The sequence below is a fragment of the Pseudoalteromonas sp. SR45-6 genome (assembly GCF_014163545.1).
GTDB lineage: Bacteria > Pseudomonadota > Gammaproteobacteria > Enterobacterales > Alteromonadaceae > Pseudoalteromonas > Pseudoalteromonas rhizosphaerae.
Map to the genome: position 1 here is coordinate 55,017 of NZ_JACJDM010000015.1, position 24,948 is coordinate 79,964.

The 24,948-nt window shown below is 41.0% G+C and carries 20 protein-coding genes, 1 pseudogene and 1 riboswitch; of the genes and pseudogenes, 10 read left to right on the plus strand and 11 right to left on the minus strand.

Annotated elements, in window-relative coordinates; all coding sequences use genetic code 11:
- The first annotated feature begins 66 nt into the window (after positions 1 to 66).
- A complete protein-coding gene (thiI, locus tag H5158_RS09080) occupies positions 67 to 1,524 on the plus strand; it encodes a tRNA uracil 4-sulfurtransferase ThiI (RefSeq protein ID WP_182718375.1) in 1,458 nt (485 codons plus the stop codon).
- Between the two features lie 29 nt (positions 1,525 to 1,553).
- Here thiI and H5158_RS09085 read toward each other — a convergent pair whose 3' ends face one another.
- Both H5158_RS09085 and H5158_RS09090 read right to left on the minus strand, forming a co-directional pair.
- Entirely contained in the window at positions 1,554 to 2,456 is a 903-nt protein-coding gene (locus tag H5158_RS09085) for a ketopantoate reductase family protein (protein WP_182739882.1), read from the minus strand.
- On the minus strand, positions 2,449 to 2,802 hold the full coding sequence (locus H5158_RS09090) for a VanZ family protein (protein ID WP_149981373.1): 354 nt from the start codon (positions 2,800 to 2,802) through the stop codon (positions 2,449 to 2,451). The genes H5158_RS09085 and H5158_RS09090 overlap by 8 nt, the downstream gene beginning before the upstream one ends.
- A 161-nt stretch (positions 2,803 to 2,963) precedes the next feature.
- On the opposite strand from H5158_RS09090, the gene H5158_RS09095 reads away from it, so the two are divergent.
- Together H5158_RS09095 and H5158_RS09100 are read left to right on the plus strand one after the other, a co-directional pair.
- The gene (locus H5158_RS09095) at positions 2,964 to 3,446 is read left to right on the plus strand and encodes a YajQ family cyclic di-GMP-binding protein (RefSeq protein ID WP_149981372.1); all 483 of its coding nucleotides are present in this window, start codon (positions 2,964 to 2,966) and stop codon (positions 3,444 to 3,446) included.
- A gap of 173 nt (positions 3,447 to 3,619) precedes the next feature.
- Positions 3,620 to 3,798, plus strand: a riboswitch (cobalamin riboswitch).
- A 33-nt stretch (positions 3,799 to 3,831) separates the two neighbouring features.
- Positions 3,832 to 5,676, plus strand: coding sequence for a TonB-dependent receptor domain-containing protein (locus H5158_RS09100; protein WP_182718373.1), 1,845 nt, complete (start codon positions 3,832 to 3,834; stop codon positions 5,674 to 5,676).
- An 88-nt stretch (positions 5,677 to 5,764) separates the two neighbouring features.
- Here H5158_RS09100 and msrA read toward each other — a convergent pair whose 3' ends face one another.
- The 3 genes from msrA to H5158_RS09115 all read right to left on the minus strand — a co-directional run bounded on the left by msrA (position 5,765) and on the right by H5158_RS09115 (position 10,606).
- A complete protein-coding gene (msrA, locus tag H5158_RS09105; protein ID WP_145235150.1) occupies positions 5,765 to 6,301 on the minus strand; it encodes a peptide-methionine (S)-S-oxide reductase MsrA in 537 nt (178 codons plus the stop codon).
- Between the two features lie 150 nt (positions 6,302 to 6,451).
- Positions 6,452 to 9,550 carry an efflux RND transporter permease subunit gene (locus H5158_RS09110; protein ID WP_182739883.1) on the minus strand — a complete coding sequence of 1,033 codons (3,099 nt, stop codon included), beginning with the start codon at positions 9,548 to 9,550 and terminating at the stop codon, positions 6,452 to 6,454.
- A 3-nt stretch (positions 9,551 to 9,553) separates the two neighbouring features.
- Positions 9,554 to 10,606: an efflux RND transporter periplasmic adaptor subunit gene (locus H5158_RS09115; RefSeq protein WP_149981366.1), complete on the minus strand. Its 1,053-nt coding sequence runs from the start codon at positions 10,604 to 10,606 to the stop codon at positions 9,554 to 9,556.
- Between the two features lie 246 nt (positions 10,607 to 10,852).
- On the opposite strand from H5158_RS09115, the gene H5158_RS09120 reads away from it, so the two are divergent.
- The 4 genes from H5158_RS09120 (at position 10,853) to H5158_RS09135 (ending at position 14,213) form a co-directional block, all read left to right on the plus strand.
- A complete protein-coding gene (locus H5158_RS09120; RefSeq protein WP_149981365.1) occupies positions 10,853 to 11,581 on the plus strand; it encodes a DUF2982 domain-containing protein in 729 nt (242 codons plus the stop codon).
- A gap of 16 nt (positions 11,582 to 11,597) precedes the next feature.
- Positions 11,598 to 11,930 carry a hypothetical protein gene (locus H5158_RS09125; RefSeq protein WP_149981364.1) on the plus strand — a complete coding sequence of 111 codons (333 nt, stop codon included), beginning with the start codon at positions 11,598 to 11,600 and terminating at the stop codon, positions 11,928 to 11,930.
- A 103-nt stretch (positions 11,931 to 12,033) separates the two neighbouring features.
- Positions 12,034 to 13,707, plus strand: a complete 1,674-nt coding sequence (locus H5158_RS09130; protein WP_149981363.1) for a DUF1566 domain-containing protein — start codon at positions 12,034 to 12,036, stop codon at positions 13,705 to 13,707.
- On the plus strand, positions 13,704 to 14,213 hold the full coding sequence (locus tag H5158_RS09135; RefSeq protein ID WP_182718369.1) for a DUF1566 domain-containing protein: 510 nt from the start codon (positions 13,704 to 13,706) through the stop codon (positions 14,211 to 14,213). Before H5158_RS09130 ends, H5158_RS09135 begins: the two co-directional genes overlap by 4 nt.
- Before the next feature lie 9 nt (positions 14,214 to 14,222).
- Here H5158_RS09135 and H5158_RS09140 read toward each other — a convergent pair whose 3' ends face one another.
- Entirely contained in the window at positions 14,223 to 15,329 is a 1,107-nt protein-coding gene (locus tag H5158_RS09140) for a tRNA nucleotidyltransferase (protein WP_182739884.1), read from the minus strand.
- Positions 15,330 to 15,457: 128 nt separating this feature from the next.
- On the opposite strand from H5158_RS09140, the gene H5158_RS09145 reads away from it, so the two are divergent.
- Positions 15,458 to 16,375 (plus strand): ExeA family protein, encoded by a 918-nt coding sequence (locus H5158_RS09145; protein WP_145235164.1) that lies wholly within the window; start codon positions 15,458 to 15,460, stop codon positions 16,373 to 16,375.
- Positions 16,376 to 16,388: 13 nt separating this feature from the next.
- Complete coding sequence (locus H5158_RS09150; protein ID WP_182718367.1) at positions 16,389 to 17,414, plus strand: general secretion pathway protein GspB; 1,026 nt, start codon at positions 16,389 to 16,391, stop codon at positions 17,412 to 17,414.
- Between the two features lie 47 nt (positions 17,415 to 17,461).
- Here H5158_RS09150 and H5158_RS09155 read toward each other — a convergent pair whose 3' ends face one another.
- On the minus strand, positions 17,462 to 18,658 hold the full coding sequence (locus tag H5158_RS09155) for an HD-GYP domain-containing protein (protein ID WP_182739885.1): 1,197 nt from the start codon (positions 18,656 to 18,658) through the stop codon (positions 17,462 to 17,464).
- 108 nt (positions 18,659 to 18,766) lie between these two features.
- Positions 18,767 to 22,570: a bifunctional proline dehydrogenase/L-glutamate gamma-semialdehyde dehydrogenase PutA gene (gene putA, locus H5158_RS09160; RefSeq protein WP_182718365.1), complete on the minus strand. Its 3,804-nt coding sequence runs from the start codon at positions 22,568 to 22,570 to the stop codon at positions 18,767 to 18,769.
- A gap of 170 nt (positions 22,571 to 22,740) precedes the next feature.
- Between putA and H5158_RS09165 the strand changes: the two genes are divergently transcribed.
- Complete coding sequence (locus H5158_RS09165; RefSeq protein WP_145235173.1) at positions 22,741 to 23,223, plus strand: winged helix-turn-helix transcriptional regulator; 483 nt, start codon at positions 22,741 to 22,743, stop codon at positions 23,221 to 23,223.
- Between the two features lie 215 nt (positions 23,224 to 23,438).
- Here H5158_RS09165 and H5158_RS09170 read toward each other — a convergent pair whose 3' ends face one another.
- The 3 genes and pseudogenes from H5158_RS09170 to H5158_RS09180 all read right to left on the minus strand — a co-directional run.
- Positions 23,439 to 23,951, minus strand: a complete 513-nt coding sequence (locus H5158_RS09170) for a DUF2931 family protein (protein WP_182739886.1) — start codon at positions 23,949 to 23,951, stop codon at positions 23,439 to 23,441.
- Positions 23,952 to 24,133: 182 nt separating this feature from the next.
- Positions 24,134 to 24,646 (minus strand): DUF2931 family protein, encoded by a 513-nt coding sequence (locus H5158_RS09175; RefSeq protein ID WP_182739887.1) that lies wholly within the window; start codon positions 24,644 to 24,646, stop codon positions 24,134 to 24,136.
- A gap of 87 nt (positions 24,647 to 24,733) precedes the next feature.
- A pseudogene (locus H5158_RS09180) lies at positions 24,734 to 24,948 on the minus strand (DUF2931 domain-containing protein); the annotation flags it as partial.

The following is a 24,948-nucleotide window of genomic DNA, read 5'->3' on the forward strand; positions in this document are numbered from 1 at the left end:
TTTTGTTATAATCGCGCGCCCAACACGTGGGTGCGTGAATCCTAAATATTGTCTAACGAGTAAACTATGCTTAAATTTATCGTCAAACTCCATCCTGAAATAGCCATTAAAAGCCGCTCTGTGCGTAAACGCTTTACTAAGTTGTTAGAAAACAACATTAAAATTGTGTTACGCAAGCTTGACGAAAAAGTACAAGTACAAAATAACTGGGACAATATATCCGTCGTAACTAAATCAGATGACGCACAAATGCGCCTTGATTTTATCGATGGCTTACAACGGATCCCTGGTATTGTGCAGTTTATTGAAGTGACCGAAACTAACTACGAAAACCTGCACGATATTTACGAAAAAGCGTTAGATATGGTTGGCCACACCGTCGTGGGCAAAACATTCTGTGTACGTTGTAAGCGCCAAGGTAAGCATGATTTCACCTCTACCGATGTAGAGCGTTATGTGGGTGGTGGTTTAAATCAGCACGTCGATGGTGCCAGCGTAAGACTGAAAAATCCTGAAGTAACTATTCGTCTTGAAATTAAAGATGATAAAGCTTACGTCGTAACGCACACCCATCATGGTATGGCCGGTTTCCCATTACCAACGCAAGAAGATGTCTTGTCGTTAATGTCAGGTGGATTTGACTCGGGCGTTGCTAGTTATCAAATGATCCGCAAAGGCGCTCGTACGCACTTTTTGTTCTTCAATTTAGGCGGTGCGGCGCACGAGATTGGTGTTAAACAAGCCAGCTATTATATTTGGAAGCAGTTTAGCTCAACCCATAAAGTTAAATTTATCAGTGTTGACTTTGACCCCGTTGTTGCCGAAATTTTAGAAAATGTTGAAAACAGTCAAATGGGTGTAGTCCTCAAACGTATGATGATGCGTGCAGGCAGCCAAATAGCTGAAAAAATGGGGATTCAAGCGCTCGTTACCGGTGAGAGTCTAGGCCAAGTTTCAAGTCAAACATTAGCCAACTTAAGTGTGATTGACCGTGTTACCGAAACGCTTATATTACGCCCGCTGATCCAACACGACAAACAAGAAATTATAAACATCGCTCGTAAAATTGGCACCGCAGAAATGGCCGAAACTATGCCGGAATACTGTGGTGTGATTTCTAAAAAGCCTACAGTTAAAGCTAAAATTGCCGTAGTAGAAGCTGAAGAGCAAAAGTTTGATTTTGATGTGCTCAATACTGTTATTGAAAACGCACGTATTATGGATATTCGTGACATTGACGTTGAAGCTAAACAAGAGCTAAAAGAGGCCGAGTCAGTTTCTGATTTACCAGCTGATGCAGTTGTTGTTGATATTCGCTCGCCGGAAGAAGAAGATGCAGCACCGCTTGAAATTGATGGGATAGAAGTTGTGCATTTGCCATTTTTCCGCTTAGCGACCAAATTTGCAGACCTACCGCAAGACAAAGACTACTACTTATATTGCACTAAAGGTGTAATGAGTCAGCTACAGGCGCTTATTTTACATGAAAATGGCTTTGCCAATGTTAAAGTTTATCGCCCGTAAGGTTGATAGTTATTAATAACAAGCGCGAGTTAAATCGCGCTTTTTTTATGTCTGATAGCATCGAGTAAAGATTGATTGTGAGGGGTATTAACACCGAGTTGATTACCTTTTTGGCAAATATAACCGCACATCGCGTCAATTTCTGTGATGCGATTATGGGCGATATCTTGATGCATTGATGAGTAATTGTTTTTGGTATCACTCATCACTTGATAGGCGTTCGCCAATGCTTCAGCAAGTCGCACATTAATACCTAGTTTATTTGCTACGGTACACGCTTCGTTTAAGATATTTAAAATTATGCCACTAAACTGTGGTTCAGTCAGTGCGCCATTTTTCACATTGTGCAGCGCACTGAGTGGATTAATAGCAATATTAACGAGTAATTTTTCAAAGCGTAATTGTTGTATATTATTTGTGGTTGTTAATTCAGGAATAGCGTTTAGTAGATTTTTAACTTCAGCGAGTTGTGTTTTTGCTTGCTGGTTACAATCACCTAAAATGCTGCTCCCGATACCAGTATGCAACACACTAAAAGGTGTATCTTTGTAGCCCGCTAAACGTGTTGTTAAAAAATATAGTCCTTGTTGTTTTGTAAGTTCGCTATTTATTTCATCTACATTACCCATGCCATTGTGAGATAAAATCAATTGGCATTGAGCGCTTAAAAAAGGCTTTAGTTGCCTAAATGCGGTGGCAACTTGATATGCTTTAACAGTAAAAATAATAACATCGACTTGGCCGTGCTCGGATAATTGAGTCAGGTTTGTCAGTTGGCAATTAATTGTTTGTTTTGGGGCTTTAGCTTGTTGATAAAAACGAGGTTCGTCAATAGCATGCTTGGTAAGTAGGGTAACCCTGTGCTGTTGACTCAAATAATGGCTATAGAGCAGCCCAATGGCACCATCGCCAACGACGAATATATTAGCCATTTTGATTCTTTTTAAAACGAGAATAAATACCGAACAACAAAAAGAAACTAGCAGCCCCAGAAAAGTCAGCAACAACATCAGCAACAGAGGCGCTACGATAAGGGATTGTGCTTTGCATTAGCTCAATAGCAATGCCATAAAATGCTAATAACACGAGGTGAACGAATACAGGTAGCTTGAATGCTCTGACCATGACGGCTGCCAGAACAAAGAAAATAGTAAAATGTACCAACTTATCTAGGTGAGGCAGTGACGATACCCCAACGCCCCTAAAATCGCGGGCAAACAAAAAGGTAAATACCAGAATACTGATTAAAAATAGGGTTTGATAAACACGCCGAGTCACGAAAAATCCTAAATCGTTTAAAAATAGACCCGTAGTATATCAAACAAATTTCGTATCGCAGCTGAACAAAGCATAGAAAAGTGTAAAGATTTATAAAATTTATATAGTATAATTATCGACAATATAAATTTGAATTAAAAATATCTTGCTAGGAGAGACTTATGCCTTCATTTGACATTGTTTCGGAAGTCGAAATGAACGAAGCAAAAAATGCTGTTGATAACGCTAACCGTGAACTTGAAACTCGCTTTGATTTTAGAGGCGTTGATGCGTCAATAGAGCTTAATGATAAAACCATTAAACTAAAAGCAGAAGCTGATTCACAGGTTATGCAGTTGTTTGATATTTTAGCGAGCAAAATATCAAAGCGCGGTATGGACGTATCAAGTTTAGAGCTGCAAGATATTTCACGTGCGGGAAAAAATGTTTTCCGTAATGTTGCGCTAAAGCAAGGTATCGAAAAAGATATGGCTAAAAAAGTAGTTAAAGCCATTAAAGACTCTAAAGTGAAAGTACAAGCTGCGATCCAAGGCGAAGAAGTACGTGTAACGGGCAAAAAACGTGATGACCTACAAGAAGCCATGCAAGTAGTACGCAGTGCTGATTTAGGGCAACCATTTCAGTTTAAAAACTTTAGAGATTAGAAAGCTAGGAGCTAGGTTTCTAGGTGCTAGAAAAAGCCAAATTGCAGCAATGTAGTTTGGCTTTTTTAGTTTAGAACTTATGGTTATTCCTAGAACCTAGAGTATTTAGATGTATAGCCGTCCATTGACTTTTGTGCTTAAAATAATCACAATAGCGACCTATTTTCAAGGTGCTTGTGGTTACTTTTCAAGGTTGTTGATTAAGTACGGCAAGATAATCGGGAAGTTGGTGGCGTTTATAGGATATAAACGAAGTCCAACACTGCCCCCGCAACGGTGATACATACTTTTAGCTAAATTTATTAGCGAGTTATGTTAAGTCCGGAGACCGGCCTTGAAGTCAATTTACTATCACTTGTGCGGTGGGCGCGGGTCAGGGGATATCATGTTAAACAAATCTACTCTAGGCGTAGCAATTGCCGCTGCGTTGTCTTTTTCTGTGTCTGCAGAGCAATCAATAGAACGCCTGACGGTAACAGCTAATAAATTTGAGCAATCAATTACTGATGTACTTGCCAGTGTAACTGTTATTGAGCGCAGTGATATTGAAACAAGTAATGTCCGTGATTTACCGAGTTTACTAGCAACCCAAGTTGGTTTTCAAATAAATTCCAATGGTGGCTTTGGACAAAGTTCTGGCGTGTCACTTCGCGGTTCAAGCTCGCGACATACACTTATTTTGATTGATGGCGTACGTACGGGCTCTGCAACCCTTGGTTATAAATCAATTAGTAATATTCCTCTTAATTCAATAGAGCGCATTGAAATTGTTAAAGGCTCTCGTGCTGCAGTTTATGGGTCTGACGCGCTCGCTGGTGTGATCAATATTATTACTCGTACAAAGGAATCCGTCAGCCTAGATGCAACATTTGGTACTGATGCTTATCAAAATTATCAAGTTGCAGGTACAACGGTAGTTGATGCTGTTAAAGCGTCGTTTAATGCTGGGTTTGAAAAAACGGATGGCTTTGACGTATTGCAAGGCGTAGCGCCGGATGAAGATGGTTATGAGAACAAAAATTTAGGATTTAATATTCGCTATGCAGATGAGCTGTTAGGTGAGCTTAAAGCGCTGGGTCAATACAGTGAAGGTAATGCACAATACGACAATGCTTTCTCGCCTATTGATAGTATCGTAGAAAATAATGAATTTGAAAATTATCAGCTAGGGCTGGGTTGGGATAAATCCTTTACCGATCATAAGCACTCAATTAATGTTGCTATTGCAACCGATGATTCTGACAACAAAGGCTATGATTACACAGGTGCGATTGTTACTAATAGTTATAAAACAAAACGTAAACAATTTGATTACCACGGCAGTTATAATGCAAGCCAATTTTTAACCGTTAATGGCGGGCTTAATTGGTATAAAGATGAAATATATACCAATGGTAAGGCTTATCTAGCGGATAGCAAAGTAGCTAAAGCTGCATTTCTTGGGGGCTATTTTGATGACAATAAAGTCATTGCAAATTTAGCATTGCGTTTAGATGATGATGAGCAGTTTGGTAATGAAACAACTTACGCCGCAGCTGTTGGTTATCACTTAAATAAGCGTGCAACACTTAGATTGAGTCAAAGCACGGGCTTTAAAGCGCCAACATTTAATGATCTTTATTTTCCTGACCCTTTATCTCCAGGTAATCCAAATTTAGCACCAGAGACATCAACTAACCAAGAGTTAGGTTTGAGTTTAGACTTTTCTCAGGCAAAGCTTGATATATCAATATTCAGAAATAATATTGAAAACCTAATTGCATGGGCACCTAATGCAGCTGGTAAATGGCAGCCAGAAAATATAAATGAAGCACGCCATGAGGGTGTTGAGTTTAGCTTTGCCAATAAAGTACTTGGTTTTGATAATCAGTTTAATTTTACTTATTTAAATGCTGAAAATACCGAAACGGGTGTAGCACAAACTTATGTTTCACCACGTACTGTGAACTGGTTTGTTGCGAAGCAGTGGGGCGATTTTGATGCCGGTTTTGATATGCAGTACCGTAGTGATCGTCAAGGTAAAGTAACAGAGCTTAGTTCTTATACGTTATGGAACTTAACTGCAAATTATCAATTTAACAGTGCGCTTTCATTTTCTGCTCGTGTTGAAAACTTATTTGATAAGCAATACAACGCGGTTGACTCAAGTATGGATTATGCAACTGGCGAAGTGTTTTACTACAATACAGTTGACCGTCGCTTCTTTGTTGGCGCCAGCTACCAGTTCTGATCTCGTTCTAGCTTAAATAAAAAAGCCCGACACCTTTGTTTGTCGGGCTTTTTTATATTTAGATGAAAATGCTTATTTAGCACTTTGCTTAGTTTACTAAAAACTGTTTATAGTCTTTTTCAAACTTTTTCAGCTTTGGTGCTATCAATAAACTGCAATAGCGTTGCTCAGGGTTTTCGTTGTAGTAGTCTTGGTGATACTGCTCTGCTGGGTAGTAAGTGGTTGCAGGGCTAACTTCAGTGACGATATCTTCGCGTATTTGGCTTTGTAATTTTGCAATATATTGATTAGTTTGCGCTTGCTGCTCGCTATCATGATAATAAATCACACTTCGATATTGGGTACCTATATCATTACCTTGGCGGTTTAGCTGAGTGGCATCATGCAGGGTAAAAAACATCGCCAGTAAGGTTTCATAGCTTATCAGGCTACTGTCAAACTTAATCTGTACAACCTCTGCGTGGCCGGTGAGGCCAGTGCAAATTTGTTTATACGTAGGCTCAGTTGTTTCGCCGCCAGTATAGCCAGAGCTTACTTGTAAAACGCCTTTCACGCGCCTAAACGCGGCATCAATACACCAAAAGCAGCCACCACCAAATGTTGCAGTTTCATTTGTTATACTCATTTAGTTGTTCCTTAAAGCTATTAAATTACACGGATGATCTAGCGTATCAGAAGAACGAGCAAGGTGGTTTATTATTTCATTTAATTACAGCAGGGAAGTGTGTGGAAGTGAAAAGTAGCGTTGCTATGGGTTTGCAACGCTACGATGAGATTAAAGCTCTTTTAGCGGCCTTTCAGCTTCTTGTTGGTTGAGCTTTTGTTGTAAAAACTCAGGAGACTGAGTATTGCGAGCCAGCGCATAGTACGCCGCAGGAACAACAAATAGCGTAAGTATGGTTGCTACAATAACGCCAGTAAACACCACTACACCAATTACCATACGGCTCTCTGCACCAGGGCCTGAGGCTAGCACTAGTGGCACCGCACTCATTACCGTAGTCAAAGAGGTCATAATAATTGGTCGCAATCTTTGGGTTGCTGCTTGTAAAATAGCTTCACTAAACTCTACGCCTTTATCGCGCAATTGATTGGTAAATTCGACAATCAATATACCGTTCTTAGCACTAAGACCAATCAGCATTACAATGCCTATTTGGCTGTAAATGTTTATGGTTAGTCCTGCAACCCATAAACCAAACATTGCGCCCATCAAACCCAGTGGCACAGTGAGCATGATCACAAAGGGGTGCATAAAGCTTTCAAACTGAGCGGCTAAAACTAAGAAGGTAACAGTAAGCGCTAGAATGAAAACATACGTCATCGCTGAGGCACCTTCATAATATAATTGCGATTCACCTTTATAATCAATGGCGCCATCAATTTCGTTTTCTTCCATTGCCACTTTATTTAAAAAGTTAAGCGCTTCTTCAAGGGTGTAACCATCGGCGAGGTTAGCGCTCAAAGTAATAGCACGCATTCGGTTGTAACGATTTAGCCTTGATGCAGTGGCTTCTTCTTTTAAGCTAATTAAGCTATCTAGAGGAACCAGTTCACCACTGCGTGATTTTAAGTAAATATTTGATATATCAGTAGGATCAGCAAAGTCAGCTTTAGTGCCTTTTAAGATCACATCGTACTCTTCACCACGGTCAATAAAGGTGGTAACACGGCGTTGACCTAACATGGTTTCAAGGGTGCGGCCAACATCCGAAACTGAAATCCCTAAATCCGCCGCTTTGTTTTTATCAATACTGATCAAAAATTGCGGAAAGGTTTCTTTGTAGTCATGGTCAATACGCACCAGTCCTGGGTTTTTCTCTGCACGTTCAATGATCCGGTCTCGCCAATCAGCTAATTGTGCATAATCATTACCTTGCAGGACAAACTCAATGGGCCGTGATGAGCCACCGCCACCAATACCACGGCGCATAATAGCAAACGCGCGCACATCGGTGACTTCAGTCATTTTTGCACTGATCTCATCCATTACTTCCCAAGTTGAACGTTTACGTTCATCCCAGTCAGCCATACCAACAATTGCTACACCACCGCTGCCACCCCAGCCTGGTACGCGTACCAGCACTCGACTTAGTTCGCCAGCTTCGGAATAAGGCATTAAACGTTCTTCAATTTTTGCCATGTTAGCGGCGTTATTTTCATAACTAGCCCCTTCAGGGCCACTCATCATGATAAAGAAAGTACCACGGTCTTCTTTTGGCGTAAGTTCTGAAGGAATTTGTTGGAACAATAAATAACTAACAAAACCAGCCAGCAGTAAGGTGATCGTTAAACCACCTGAACGCGTCATATTTGAGCGTAAAGAGTTTTTATAACTTTGCTCAATCTTACTAAAGATACGGTCCATCCATTGGCTGAATTTACTCTCTTTTGAGGATGGTTTGAGTACTAATGAACACAACGCTGGCGAGAGTGTTAATGCGGTAATACTAGAGAAGAATACCGCAGCGCTGACGGCCATCGCAAACTCGGTAAATAATGCGCCGATACGGCCATCCATAAATACCAAAGGCACAAACACCGAGATCAGCACTAAGGTGGTGGCAATAATTGCAAAGCCAACCTCACGGGCGCCACGATAGGCGGCTAGTAGGGCCGGTTCGCCCAGTTCGATACGCCGGTGAATGTTTTCTAGCATTACAATCGCGTCATCAACAACCAAGCCAATTGCTAGCACCAGCGCCAGTAGTGTCAATAAGTTAATTGAATAACCCATCGCCAGTAAGAACATAAAGCTACCAACCAACGCAACTGGGACTGTTACCGCTGGGATCAAGGTAGCGCGAATGTTCCCTAAAAATAAGAAGATAATTAATACCACCAAAGCCATTGAAATAGCCAAGGTACTGTAAACCTCGTTAATCGATTCTTTAATAAATATTGACGAGTCATAGCTGTCTTGAATAGTGGTGCCTTCTGGCAGATTACGTTTGATTTTTTCAAGTTCAGCACGGGCATTATCGACCACGGTAAGTGTATTGGCCTTAGCTTGTTTAACAATACCAAGGCCAACCATGTTGCGGCCATTACCACGGAATAAGCTTTCATCGTCAGCGGCTTCTAAGTTTACATCAGCAACTTCACCAAGACGAACTAAGTAACCATCGTCACCACGTTTAATTACCAAGTTTTTAAAGTCTCGCTGCTCTTTATAACTACGCGCTGTTCGTACGGTAAAATCACGGTCGATAGATTCAATTTCACCAGCTGGTAGCTCAACATTTTCAGTTCGTAGGGTGTTTTCTATGTCACTACTGGTTATGCCACGAGCAGCCATTGCTTGGCGATTGAGCCAAATTTTCATGGCATATTTACGTTCACCACCAACACGCACATTGGAAACACCATCTACCACAGCTAAACGGTCGACAATAAAGCGCTGTGCATAATCAGACAGTTGCAATGAATCCATCGTGTCGCTATTGAGTAAAAACCATGCAATAGGGCTTTCATCACTGTTAGATTTAGATACTTCTGGCGGGCGTACTTGCTCAGGGAGGCTATCTAGTGCGCGCGCTACACGTTCACGGACATCGTTTGATGCGGCATCAATATCACGGCTGATATTAAATTCAATGGTAATATTTGAGCGACCATTTCTACTTGATGAATTAATGCTTTTAATACCTTCGATACCGGAAATACGGTTTTCCAGTACTTGGGTTATTTTTGTTTCGATGATCTCGGCTGACGCACCCGTATATTCAGTGCTTACACTGACTATGGGTGATTCAATATCAGGATATTCGCGCAGCGGTAACATTGAAAAAGCCACTAAACCAAAGGTTAGTAACAGTAGGTTAATTACAATTGCAAAAACGGGGCGTTTGACACTGGTATCAGTAATTTTCACAGTTTACCCCTTCACAGTAACTTTGCTGCCTGAGCGAATTTTAATAATTCCTTCAGTAACAATTTGCTGCCCATTACTAATACCTTCATCAATGGCAACCCAGCCATTGTGACGACCTGCAACGTGAACCTCTACTTTGGTTGCTATTCCGTCTTCAATTTGAAAAACATAATGTTTATCTTGTTGTGGGATCACCGCTTTTTCTGGCACCATCATCGCTTGATTTGAGCTCAGTTGTAATGCTGTATTGAGCAACATGCCCGGGCGTAATAAACCACTTTTATTCGCGAAGCTGGCTGTGACTTCAACACTGCGGGTTATTGAATCAATTCGTGCACTAACGTGTGTTACTTTACCGGTAAAGGTTTTTTCAGGGTAAGCATCATTTTGGGTCATTACTTTCATGCCAACGTTTAATTGCGCAAGGTATTTTTCTGGGACTTTGAAATCGACTTTAATTATGCTTATGTCATCTAAACTTGTAATAATTGTGCTGTTATTTACATAAGCACCTACGGAGATTTGACGCTTACCTAAAATGCCTGAAAAAGGCGCGAAAATAGTCATTTCAGCCAATTTAGTTTTAGCATTTTCAAACTGCGCTTCGGTTGCATCAACGCGAGAAAGTTGCTCTTCGAGCAATGACTTTGCGGTTGCTTGAGAGCGAGAAAGCTCAGTTAAGCGTTCAAGTTGACGTTTTTCTTCACGTAAGTTAATTGCCAGTTCTTTAACGGTGAGTTCTTCTTGCTGCGATTGCAATTGTACGAGCTTTTGACCTTTACTGACTAAATCACCGTCTTTAAAATAAATGTCAGTTACGTAATCATTTTGTGCGCTTTTTATATAAATTGCTTGATTAGCGCGGGCACTGCCGATAGCCTCAATGAGGACTGCATTTTCTTCACTTGCTACAGTGTGAGCGGTTACTTGGGTAGCACTTGCTGTGAAGTCGGATTGCTCACCTTGGCTACTTGGTAAATAAAGATAAACACATAGCCCCAGAAGTAGAGTAATAATAAATGGAAATAGCGCTTTGCCAGATTGCTTTGCATACATTGTTAAAAATACCGGAAATTTAATTGCCTCTAGTGTACAAAATTACAGCGTGAATTGGCGGCCGCGTATCTCATAAATCTGTCGGTTAGGCGTAAAAGTTAAGTTATTTTTTTGTTTGTTCCTGTTTTGTGTTTGTATATGAGAGAGTTATGAAGTTAACGAGCAAATGTCCGCGTTGTATGAAAATACGAAAATTGATTATTTGGACTATAATTATGTACGTTTTTTATATTATTTTTTATCGTTATGGTTAAACGCAAAAATACTGTTTTAAAATTGCGTGCGCAAGGTGCGCGCAATGGTATCGAAATTCTCACTGTCGGTGCGGTGGGGCTGATATTTATAATGCTGTTTAATTTACTGCGGCCCGACGAAATTAGCATTTTCGAAACTTTTTTAGTGAGTTTATGTTTGGCTGCTATTTTTGTTGGTTTTTTAAAAACTCAAGAGCCATATTACAGTTTAGTTATTACAGAACAAGAACTTACTTATCAACATAAATATGGCTATTGGAGTCTGAAGCAAGAAAATCTAAATCGCAGTGGTATTCCTAAAGTAGAACAAGAACTTGAACCGCTTGAGTTAAATGCTGTAGGTATTAAACTTAATGACACTGATGAATTTTTATTACAATTAGCACCAAGAATTGCTGGTAAATTATTGATCGAACAACGGCATTTATTTATGCAAGTAATTCAAAAACATTGCAAAAATGGCAATTGCCCATCAGAATGGTTAGTTGAAGATAATCATTACACTTCTGTGAATGGTCGCAGTTTTAATGGCTTGATAGCCATGTTTGCTAATAGGATGCGACATCTACGGCAATTAACAGGATATGATTTACTGTTACCCGCAAGTGTATTAGATAGAAGTATTTGGGATTTTAGCCATAGCTTAAATGCATGGCGGAATAACCCAGTCGTATTTATAGAATCTCAATTAGAGAGACAGACGCCTGAAAATAGGCGTTAGTTAGTAGGATGAAGCGATGAGTCAAGATAGATCTTTTATTAAAAGTGGCAGAAATACCATAATCCATAAAGATAAAAAACTCGATTTAGTGATCGTGAATTCTGAAATACACCCAAAAATCAAGGTAACTCAACATGGTTTAGAGCCATTTAAGGAAGAGTTGCCAAAAAATCGTCGTGAAGCTAAAGAGCGCTATTTAGAAATGGTTTACATAGGTAGTGCTGACGTATTTGGAGAAGAGAAGCGCTTACTGTTCATTCAGGCGTTAGATGGTCGTGAGTATAAGGTCGATTATAGTAAAATAGGCACAAAGTTATTTGTCCGTATTCACCAAGATAGCTATTTATAACATCCTCTTTTTGTATCTGGCATTGTTGTTGCTTAATTTATTGATTGGCGTGGCTATTAATATAAAAGCTACGTAATTTCAGTTTTAAATGAGGAATCAGTGCATGAAATCCCCTTTAATGGTTTTACCGTTGTTTGCTGTATTGACAGCATGCGGTGGTGGCGGAGGCGGCAACGATAATCCCGTAGTCGCAGCATCCGTATTTGCTGGCGATGATCAGCGCATTATTGAAAAAAGTGAATTTACTATTGAGGCCAAAGGGTCGCCTGCTGATGGTACCTTTACCTGGCAGCGAGTAAGTGGACCAATTATTGCCGGCTTTCCCCTCACTGGTGCACTACAAACCATTACTGCCCCTGATATTAAAGCAAACAGCGAGCTATTACTGCGTGTTAGTTATCAAACCACCGATGGCCAATTAGTTAGTGATGACTTACTGATCGAAATTGAGTCAAATAATCAGCTTCCTCAAGTCATTGTCACTCAAACTGCACCCGAAACATTGCCTTCAGATTATAAAGATATAATTACCTTAAGTGGCGCCAGTTCAGTTGATCCGGATGAAAATGGCCAAATTAATAGCTATAACTGGCAACAAATTACAGGGCCAACGCTCGCTGTAGATAGTAATAGCAATGCAACAATTAGTTTCACTCATCCGTTACTTGATACCAACACGCAGATCACTTGGCTGTTAACGGTTGTTGATGATGAGGGGGGCGAGTCGAGCTCGCAGTATTCTCATACCTTAAACAAAACCAGTGAAGTCATTATTGCTAATGCTGGTATTGATCAAAGTGTTATTGAGCTGGAAAAAGTGACCTTAGATGCTACAGATTCCGAAACAGTAACAGACACCTTTAAATGCTACTGGCAGCAAACAGCTGGCACAGCGGTGCTTGATAACCAGCAGCAATGTATTACTTCTTTCACAGCACCGGCAACCGAAGCGGTCAACACCCATACTTTTGAAGTAACCGTGACTGATAGTAAAGGTCGCACTGATAAAGATAGTGTTGATATTGTGGTTAATTCTAAACCGCTTGGTCTTATCAATGATACTGGGATGAGCAAATGCTACAACAACACCCAAGAAATAGCTTGTACAAGTCCTGATTTTCCGCGTCAAGATGCTTCTGTTGGCCGCGATAGTGGGGTTGGCTCGCATATCGAGAAAGTGGGTAAAGGTGAGCAGGCTTTTGATTTTACAAAACTTAACCAGTTTGCCGATGAATTATTAGATAGCGCCGCTAATTTTAGTTGTATTCGCGATAACGTTACGGGTTTGATTTGGGAAGTAAAAAGCCCTAATACAGGCACTTTGCCAAATACGGCGTTGCGTGAAGGACAAAATCATTATACTTGGTATTTAACTAGTGAAGATGGTGTGCAAACGGGGAGTAGCCTTGGCACGCCAAACAGCACTTGCCCAAGTAATAATAATTGTAACTTACAAGTGTATGTTAATGAAGTAAATGCTCTTGATTACTGTGGCGGTACTAACTGGCGAGTACCTAGCTACACAGAGCTATTAACGCTACTTAATTATGGCAAGCATGGACAATCAATATTGCTCGATGAGAATTACTTTCCTAATACGCCTAATAGTAACTTATTAGCGGATGGACTAATTTATTGGACCTCACAAACTGCGGTAGATGGGACTAGCTTATCACAAGCGTATATTTTTGATATGAGCGACGGCAATGATTTGGCATATCCTAAAAGTGATACCGCGTTTGTGCGCTTAGTCAGAACCGCAGGAGCAACACAATGAAATCATTATTAATTGGCTTATTGTTAGCAAGCCCTGCAGCAATGGCTGTGCAGACCTGTTATGAAGGTGTAACACAAACAACGGCTACAGCGCGTTTTACAATGCACACCGATGGTACGGTGAGTGATAATATCACCGGACTTATGTGGCAAACCTGTAGTTATGGACAAAGCTATGACCTAACAACCAATAGCTGTTTAAACAGCATTGTGAAAGTTAATTGGCAAGAAGCATTAAGAGCTGCGGTAAACGACCGCACAGGTGCTTATAAAGATTGGCAAGTACCTAATAATAAAGAGCTTGCCAGTATTTTAGAACATAGCTGTGTAACCCCTAGTATTAATGAGACCGTGTTTTTGGGCAATTTAAGTGAGAACTATTGGACTAGTACATCAGGTATTGGCGATAAAACTTCAGCTTGGGTATACACCTTTGACAGAGGTCTTAACAGTTTGCACGATAAAGAGTCGTTCGTTTATTTACGCTTAGTGCGCTATGAAAAGTAACATCGCCGTTTAAAAATACTGCTGAAATACCTCTAACCGCGCTTGTTCTAGCGCGGTTTTTATTGCTGCGCCCTTAATGCCTTGCGTAATAAATTGCTGCGGGTTAATTGCTTTAGCTGCTTTGGTTGCTGTTAATAATAATTTTTGATTAGCCAGTGATGCTGCTTGGTTAATCTCAACGGCTTTTAGAACTGCCTCGAACCGTTCAGGGCGGCGCCATAAATCGAGTTGATTGCAGCAACTGAGTAGTTGCTCTGCGGTGATTGTTTGGCTAGTTAAGGTTGCTTGGTGGGTATTAAGTTGTAATGCTAAGTCGCGTACGTCATTTGGTAAACGAATAGTTTGACTGAGAATTTTAATCTCTTCTTGCGTCAATGATGCAGTGGCTTGTACAAACAATAATGCCTGATCGGTTATATTTTGGCTTTGTGCGTAAGCGTAACGGTTTTTTAGTTGTTGATATAACTCATCGCTCCAGTTACCTGCTAAGGCAGGGCTGATTGCACTAAGCGCGCCTAACTGCGCTAAAATATTCAAGAACTCAGCAAATGCGCCATCCGTTAATGATTTTTCACATTCTAGCCAAATGCGTTCTGCGGTGAGTGTTTGTAACTCTCCTTGGTTGATCATCTGTGTTAGCAATTGCTGGGTTTCTTCGGCAATCGTAAAACCAAGATAATGATAACGAGCTGCAAAACGGGCAACGCGTAATATGCGTAGTGGATCCTCGCTAAATGCGTCAGATACATGGCGCAAAATGCGGTTGTCTAAATCTTGCTTGCCGCCATAAGGGTCAATTAAGTTGCCATCTTGTGCTTTTGCAATAGCGTTAACGGTTAAATCGCGGCGGCGTAAGTCGTCTTCTAAGGTAACATCTGCTGAAAACTCGCAGACAAAGCCCGTGTAACCTTGGCCTTGTTTTCGCTCGGTACGAGCTAGTGCGTATTCTTCTTTAGTTTTTGGGTGTAAAAAAACGGGAAAGTCTTTACCAACTTGTTGATAGCCTTGTTTGATCAGTTGCTCAGGAGTTGCACCGACCACCACATAATCGCGTTCTTTGATGATTCGCCCTAATAGCTCATCACGAACTGCTCCACCGACCAAATAAACTTGCATAATTTCCCCTGAATATTAACTGTGCAAACTATTTTACGTTATTTAACTAATAAAACGCTAACAAGGTTTTCACTTACGCTGTTTTTTTGCCATTATAGGCCGTGATTTAATCAGTAAGGAAATTTAGGGTGTATTTAAGCTATTTTGGCTTGTCAGAGAAACCGTTTTCAATCGCGCCAAATCCACAGTACTTATTTTTAAGCGAACGCCATAAAGAAGCGTTGGCGCATTTAACTTATGGCTTAGGTGAAGCCGGTGGGTTTGTATTGTTAACCGGTGAGGTGGGAACAGGGAAAACGACCTTAACCCGCAGTTTGCAAGAGCAGTTACCTGAAAACACACAAGTGGCGTTGATCCATAATCCAGCACTGTCACAATTGGAACTGTTAGCGAGTATTTGCGATGAATTTCATATTGTTTATGACGAGCAAAATGCGACGTTAAAAACCTTAACAGATGCAATTAAAAAGCATCTTGAAGCGAATCATCAAGCAGGTGGCCACACTATTTTGATTATTGATGAAGCTCAGCTTTTAGCCCCTGACGTGCTAGAACAGCTTCGTTTATTAACTAACATAGAAACAAACCATAAAAAATTACTACAAATAGTATTGGTTGGTCAGCCAGAATTACAGGCTTTATTAAAGCGTAATGAGTTGCGTCAGTTAGCACAGCGGATCACTGCTCGTTATCATTTACTACCGTTAACTGAAGGACAAACTTTTGCTTACGTTAAGCATCGTTTGTATGTTGCAGGTTGTGATCGGGGACTATTCTCAAATGATGCGTTAAAAACGATTCACTTAGTTACTGCAGGTATTCCGCGTTTAGTAAACTTATTATGTGAACGCTGTTTAATGGGCGCTTTTTCTAAGCAGCTAACGATGATTGATAGTGATATAGTAATGCGCTCAGCACAAGAAGCGTTACCGCCGAGTGCATTAAGTTCCGTTAGTATAGAGCAGCAGTCGTCGTTTAATTGGCTCTATCCGTTGGCATTTTTAACTGTGCTCAGTCTGGGTATTGGTTTGTCGTTTATTCTTTAATTAATGGTCATATATGTCGTATTTATTAGATGCCTTAAAACAATCAGAACAACATGATGAAGCGTCAGCACATGACAGAAACGCTGAGCAATTAAAACAGCAGCAAGAACTGCAGCGCTATCGTTTTATTGCGATTTCGCTTGGCTTGTTGGTTGCTTTTTTACTGACCTTAATGGCAGGGTTTTCAATTGGTAAATGGTTACAAAAAAATCATTTTAATACCCCTGAACAAGTGGTAACGACTGTTCAGGATCAATCAGTGGAGCCTGCTGATGACAAAACACCTGTACCTGCCACAGTGAAGCCTGAGCAATCGATACCGGTGCAAACAAATCCAGTACAAACTAGCCCAGCCCAAGTTGCCAGCACGCAGCCGATGTCTCAGCCGCAATTTGTTCAACCTCAGCAATACCAACAAGCAGCAGGGCAATATCAGTGGGTGCAAGTGCCAGTAAATACTGCACCAGCTTATCCGCAAGGTCAGCCAATGCTGGTGCAAACACCTAATGGTTATCAGCAAGTATATGCAGCGCCTCAGCAGCAATATAATCCTAATGCAGTGCAAATGCAGCCAATGATTAACAATAGCGCTAGCAATATCGATATGAGTAAATACAAAGTATTGGGGAAGCCTATTGGCGAACCGACTAGTGAGAAATCAAAGCCGGAGGCAACTGTCAGCGATGAAGAACTTGAAACTGTGCCAACGGCGCTTAAAAACGCCTTTGCTCGCGCTATCGAAGATACTCAAAGCACCCAATCTCATCAAGTAACGCAAGGCACTAAAAATTCATCTTATGCTGAGCCGATTGAGTTACTACCTGATGCTTTGTTGGCATTGATGCCAGAAATTAAATACCAAGCGCATATTTACTCATCATCACCTGATAAACGTTGGGTAAAGCTCAATAATCGGGAGTTATATGAGGGAGATAGCATTGGGGACTTAAGAGTATTAGAGATCACTCCAGAGCAAACGGTGCTGAGTTTTGATGATTATGAATTTAGCTTAAAAGCGCTGCAAGATTGGCCCGAGTGACGATTATATAGCTACTTCGCGCAGGCCTATTTTGTTTTCGGTGATCATTACGGCAAAATTGAATTTTTGAAAAATCTAATTAAATCAATGTTGAAATCCGCTGGTTTAATGGCGGATTCTAACGAATCTTGATTTCGGTTATGCGCCAGATCTATATCTTGAACTTGCGTATAGTGAGCGTGTTTTGCATTGTAAAAAGTTTTCACTTGAGGTTTAAGAGGGCTGCTAGGGTTGCTTTTGGTCACTAGGCCGACTTTTTGACTCGACAGTTTAACTAACGTGCCAACTGGATGAACGCCAATACACTGAATAAATTTAGTCAGTAACTCGCCATCAAAGCTATCTGGACAACCATCTTTGAGTATTTTAAAGGCCTTGATTGGCTCCATGCCGGCCTTATAAACACGCTCAGCGGTAAGTGCATCATAGACATCAACAATCGATGCCATACGCACGTACTGGCTTATTTCATCAGCTCGCTTGCCAAACGGGTAACCCGTGCCATCTAGTCGCTCATGATGAAAGCCTGCAATATCGACGGCAATGCCTTTAAGGCCCGCTTTTTCTAAAATTTCTTTACTAAAACGCGCATGATCCTGAATCACTTTATATTCTTGATCGGTTAACTTACCCGGCTTATTAAGAATGTCATCCGGTATCTGAATTTTACCAATATCATGTAACAGCGCACCGGTGGCAAGTTCTTCAATAAGCGCTCGTTCAAAACCTAAGTGTTTGGCAAAAATACTGATTAAGATCGAGACGTTGATCGAGTGTTCTAGTAGGTAGGCGTCTTTTTCACGCATACGGGTGATGCATGCTAGCGCATCTTGATTACGAAATACCGAATCAATAAAGCCGCTAGCTAATTCCTTAAAGGGGGTAATATCTATAGTGTTACCGGCTTTTATATCGGTAAATGCTTTGCTTTGCAGTTGTTTTGCTTCGCTGTAGAGCTTAAATGCTTTGTCCATCTCTTGCTCAACACTATGTGTTGTAGACCAAGGATCACGTTGTTTAGGCGGTTCAACCTTTATATCGTTTGTTGTGGCAGTAGGAGTGAGTTCAACGATGGTTTTATCAGGATCAATTTCAACTTCTAAGATACCGGCTTTTATAAGTTGCTGTACGCCAGCTTGCGTTTTTACCCAACCTTGGTTTTTGATTTTAATTTTACCCGTTTGTTTAGTTACGCTATGTACAAACATACCTGGTATAAGCTGATCGATTGGGATAATTTTCAATGTGTTTACTTCATAATAAATAACATACTACAAAGTTAGCAAAATTCTTACTGGATAAGTAGTAAAAAGGGCGCTAATTAGCGCCCTTTGTTAATATCTACTTAAACTCTACTCGTCATCTTCAACTAAAGTCATTAGTGATGTATTACCGCCTGAAGCAGTTGTATCAATACTAATGGTCTTTTCTGTTAATAAGCGCTTGATTAGCGTGTCGTAGTACTCAGCACTGATCACTGGCAAGATAGCTCCTTTACGTTGCGCTAGCTGTTGACTGAAGTAGCCTAAGCGTGATGAGCGCGATGCAACAACAGCACCTGCTAAATGAGGGTGCGCCAAAATAGCTTGTAACTGATTCGGTTTAGCTACTTGGAATACCCCTTCAGCAATACCTGTTGAGATAAACTTATCTTTAAAGGCCACCGCTTCGTCATAAAATAACTCCGACGCTACGGTGATCACGGTATTACCTGCAGCAAGTGCGGTGATGATCGAAATAGCCCAGAAGTTAAACGAGGTACTCTTATCGGCATAACATACAACACAGCCACGCGCTTCAAGGTGAAGGGTGTTTGATTCACCTGTTGGCCCCGGCAAAGTAGTAAACTTACGCATGTGCTTTTCAAGGCGATTAAGTTGGGCACGAGCATCGGCAAGTGTTAATGCTAAATCGTCGGCTAACTCGTCAATAATATCGACTGTGGCAACTTTAGCTAATAACTGACGTACCGCTGAAACACGATCGTTCAGTGGGGTTGCGCGCCAAATTTTTTCATCGCGCATGGAGTTTGCCATTAACTTCTCGACTTGCTCAGCAGCACCTGAATAGTGGTGAGTGTCAAGCTCGTCTGGTGTTAAGTTAGTCATTTGCACGTTTTCAGGTGATGCTTTTTCTTTAACTAAACGAGTTAAGTAGTTAGGACCACCTGCTTTAGGTCCGGTGCCAGATAAACCACGACCACCAAACGGTTGTACGCCAACAATCGCGCCAATCATATTACGGTTAACGTAGACGTTCCCGGCACGCGACATTTTTGCTAAGTATTCACAACGCTCTTCGATGCGTGAATGGATACCCATGGTTAAACCAAACCCAGTGTTATTTATTTGGTCAATCACGTTATCAAGTTCTGTGCCTTTAAAGCGAATGATATGTACACATGGGCCAAATACTTCACGTTTCAGTACAGATAGATCTTTGATTTCATATAAACGTGGCGCAAAGAAATACGCTCCGTTTTCGCTATTATCTGGAATATCACACTCATAATGCAGTGTTGCGTTGCCTTTTAAGTACTCAACGTGTTCGTTTAAGTTCTTCAAGGCTTTTTCATCAATTACAGGGCCGATATCGGTTGATAGTAATGATGGATCGCCAATGTGTAGCTCTTTTAACGCGCCTTTGATCATTTCAATTACGCTATCTGCGATATCTTCTTGAATGAACAATACACGCAGTGCAGAACAACGTTGACCAGCACTTTGGAAACCAGAGCTAATCACATCGTCAACGACTTGCTCAGGCAATGCTGTTGAATCTACGATCATACAGTTCTGACCGCCGGTTTCGGCAATCAACGGTACTTGAATATCATTACGTGCAGCAAGTGTTTGTGAAATGATGGTACCGGTCTCAGTTGAGCCTGTGAACATAACCGCTTGAATGCGCTCATCAGGAACAATAGTTTTACCTACTTCACTACCGCGCGCAATAACAGGCTGTACCACATGCTCTGGTAAACCAACAGATAACATAAGCTCAATAGTGCGCAGCGCAATATAGCTAGTTTGTTCAGCTGGTTTAGCAATAACAGTGTTACCAGTTACGATTGCTGCAGCAACTTGACCTAAGAAGATTGCTAGTGGGAAGTTCCATGGACTGATACATAAAATCACACCACGGGCTTCAAAGCGCTCATCTTCACTTAGCTCTTCGGCGCGAGCTGCGTAGTAACGACAAAAATCAACCGCTTCACGTACTTCGTCAATACCATCTTGTGCTACTTTGCCGGCTTCTTTGATACAGATAGCCACAAGCTCGTCGTGATGACGTTCTAGAATATCAGCAATACGGCGTAATAGGTTTGCGCGCTCTTTAACTGGCGTTTGTGACCACGATTCAAAGGCGGTTTCTGCATTGCTTAGTAGAGTGAGCATATCATCGCTATTTTGTAGCTTGATATGACCGATGATCTCTTGATGATTGGCTGGGTTTTTAACTGCAATTGAACCTTCAGGAATATCGCTTTCACTAATACGGTGCTCTGCAAACCAGTTATCAAGATTTTCCTTGAATGGCGTGATCACATTGATATCGGTTAAATCCATACCTTTTGAGTTAGCACGTTCAGCGCCGTATAAATCAATCGGCATCTTAATTTGCGTGTTGTACTTGTTACGCAAACCTTGCAGTGTTTCTACCGGATCCGGTAATAACGATTCAACAGGTTTCGTGGTATCTACAATGGCGTTAACAAACGATGAGTTAGCACCGTTTTCAAGTAAACGACGCACTAGATAAGCCAATAAATCTTCGTGCTGACCTACAGGGGCATAAACACGACACTGAATTTTTTCTTCAGTTACGATTTGGTCGAATAATGATTCACCCATACCGTGCAGGCGTTGGAATTCAAAACCTTGGTTATCACCTTTAGCAACTTCTAAAATTGTTGCCGCAGTGTAGGCATTGTGGGTTGCAAACTGTGGATAAAGTACATCACGTGCTTCTAGCATTTTGATAGCACATGCTTTGTAAGATACGTCGGTGGTTGCCTTACGAGTAAATACTGGGAAGTGCTCTAAACCATCTTGTTGTGTGGTTTTGATTTCGGTATCCCAGTAGGCACCTTTAACTAAACGCACCATCATTTTACGACCAACACGGCTGGCAAGCTCAGTTAACCATTCAATCACAAAAATTGCGCGTTTTTGATACGCTTGCACAGCTAAACCAAAACCATGCCAACCAGCTAGGTCATCATCACTAAATACTGCTTCGATTACATCAAGTGAAATATCAAGACGATCCGCTTCTTCAGCATCAACAGTAAAGCCAATATCGTAGCTTTTAGCTGCCATGGCCAGCTCTTTAAGCTTAGGCACAATTTCGTTCATGACACGTTCTTTATGAGTAAACTCATAGCGAGGATGAATCGCAGACAGCTTCACTGAAATACCAGGGCTCTTAATTGGGCCACGGCCATTTGCCGCTTTACCGATAGCATGAATCGCATTCATATAGCTATTGAAATAACGCTGTGCATCTTTCATGGTGCGAGCGCCTTCGCCAAGCATATCGTATGAATATACATAGCCTTTTTGCTCTTTTTCTGCAGCGCGTTCGATGGCTTCGTTAATTGTACGACCCATAACAAACTGCTTACCCATGATCTTCATGGCAAAGTTTACTGACTTACGAATAACCGGCTCGCCTAAACGACCAATGGTTTTTTTCAGTACACCAAACTGCTGTTCTTTGGTTTTATCAGTGTAGTTAACCATTTTACCGGTCACTAATAGACCCCAAGATGACGCATTAACGAATAGTGAGTCGCTGCTGCCTAAGTGAGAGCTCCAGTCGCCTTTGGCTAACTTATCGCGAATTAGCGTGTCTTGAGTGGCTTTATCTGGCACGCGAAGTAATGCTTCAGCTAAGCACATCAATACCACGCCTTCTTCACTAGAGAGAGAGAACTCATTAAGTAGCGCATCAACACCGCTTTGACCATCTTGATCGCGACGAATAGTGTGAACTATCTGGCGAGCACGTTCCCAAGCACGGCTGCGGGCTTTTACGCCAACTTCAGCAAGCGGTAAAATATGATCAATTACAGCATTTTCGTCAATGCGATAAAAGTCACGGATTTTTTGTCTGATTGGACACGTTGTTGTCAAATCGCCGTCAAATAACATAAGCAACCCTCTGGTGTATGGAGTCTTGCAGCTAAAAAATTTCGCTGCCCGATTTTTATGTACGTAATGCGTGCATTCTAATTAAAATCCAGCAGAATATGCTGGTTAAATTTAGCGTTTTACGATAATTTACAGGGCATACCTTAAACTTATCCGCATAAAATTCTGTTATGACAAGTCCGAATAGATTACGCATGCTCGATCGTATCGATTTAGCAATTTTAGACGTTCTGCAAAAAAACGGCAGAATATCTAATGTTAACCTCGCAAAGCAGGTTAACTTAAGTCCCAGCCCGTGTCTTGATCGAGTAAAACGGCTTGAACAAGAAGGTTACATCGAAGGTTACTTTGCCAAGTTGAGCGAAGCCAAACTTAATCAAAGCTTAGTCGCGCATGTGCAAGTGTCGTTAGTGACGTCAAATACTGCGGTATTTAAAGTGTTCCGTGAACATATTTTAAAAATAAAGCAAGTGGTTGAGTGCGACATGGTTGCTGGTGGCTATGATTACCTATTAAAGATTCGGGTTTCGGATATGGATGAATACCGTCAAGTGCTTGGTGATTTAGTCGATATACCGGGTGTTGGTACGCACCACACTTATATGGTGATCGAAAAAATTAAACAAGACACAGGGCTCAGACTCGATACTTAAATTTAAAAGTTATTTATATATCCGATTATCTTAAAATGGGAGTGGTGTTGAAATTAAAATCGATTCAGAAAAGGCATTGTTGCAAAGTAATGCCTGATATTAAGCACCTATGATGCTTATAATCTTTTTATAAAGCTTGTCTCGCATCACTTTGTGGGCCAAAGCTACGGGCCGCCTCTACTCATAATTTAGAGAATGTTAGGGCTGTGGCTCTGCTACTTATTCTCACGCCACTGGGCTTGCCCTGAGCCAAGCTCGTGTAATACGCGACCTGTAAACCCAGCGGATGGTGTATTTGAAACCCAAACCTTTATCTCACCTGATTCACCCATACCGACTATTAAATATGGGTAAATATCAGTTTCTACTTCGCCTGTATGGTAACTAAATCGAGGTAGTTTATTTGCAAACTTATAACCATTTTTATCTATTACCACTTCACCAAAGTAAATTCTATTTTCTGACTTATCTAACCATTCAACGGCTACTTTTTCTGGGAATTTTTGATCGTAAACACTTACCGTCGCTCTAGTTTCACCATAGCAGCACCCAATTGCCCCTGACGGTATTCCCCATTCATCATCAAATACCACAGAGCGCCCCCAAATTGCATTGCCATTTTCGGTGCCGACACCTGCGACCATGTAATCAATTTTACCTGTTGACGAACATCCTACAGCGAATAATATTAAAGCGAGTGTGATAAGTAATTTTATGAGTTTGTCCATAGTCTATATCCATTTATTAATTGTGATTGCCATTGTGTGCTGAGCTCTGCTTGCGCAGGCTGATTATAACAAAGCGCGAGCTGTGGTTTTTAGTGGTGAATTCAGCGTCTTCTTCTGGGTCATGAGCTACGGGCTGCCTCTGCGAATACTTTATAGAACATAAGCTTAGGGTAGTGGCTTTACTACTTATTCTCACGCCATTGGGCTTGTCCTGAACCAAGCTCGTGTAATACGCGACCTGTAAACCCCGCTGATGGTGTATTTGAAATCCAAACCTTTATCTCACCTGATTCACCCATACCGACTATTAAATATGGTTTTACATCTTTAAAAACCTTACCTGTATGCGCTGTGTATGAAGGTAAATTTTTAGCTAACCTATAACCATTTTTATCTATTGCCACTTCACCAAAGTAAATTCTATTTTCTGACTTATCTAACCATTCAACGGCTACTTTTTCTGGGAATTTTTTATCGTAAACACTTACCGTACCACCAGCTTGTGCGTAACAGCATTCTATTGCACCGGAAGGGATCCCCCACTCATCATCAAATACTATTGAGCGGCCCCAAATTGCATTGCCATTTTTGGTGCCGACACCTGCAACCATGTAATCAATTGTTCCTGTTGACGAGCAACCTATTACAAATAATGTTAAAGCAAGTGTGATGAGTGATTTTATGAGCTTGTCCATAATCTATATCCATTTATTAATTGTGATTGCCATTGCTCACTCTTTTCATCTTGTTCTGGCTGGTTGTAAAAAGGCGTTTAAAACTGGTCATTTATTCTCACGCCACTGTGCTTGCCCAGAGCCAAGCTCGTGTAATACACGGCCTGTTCTATTTCTGTCAGATCGTGCATTTGATAGCCATACTTTTATCTCGCCACTATCCCCCATGCCAACAATTAAATAAGGCCTGATATTTTCTTCTACTTCTCCTGTGCTTATCCATGCATAAGCAGGTAAATTTTTAGCTAATTTATAACCATTTT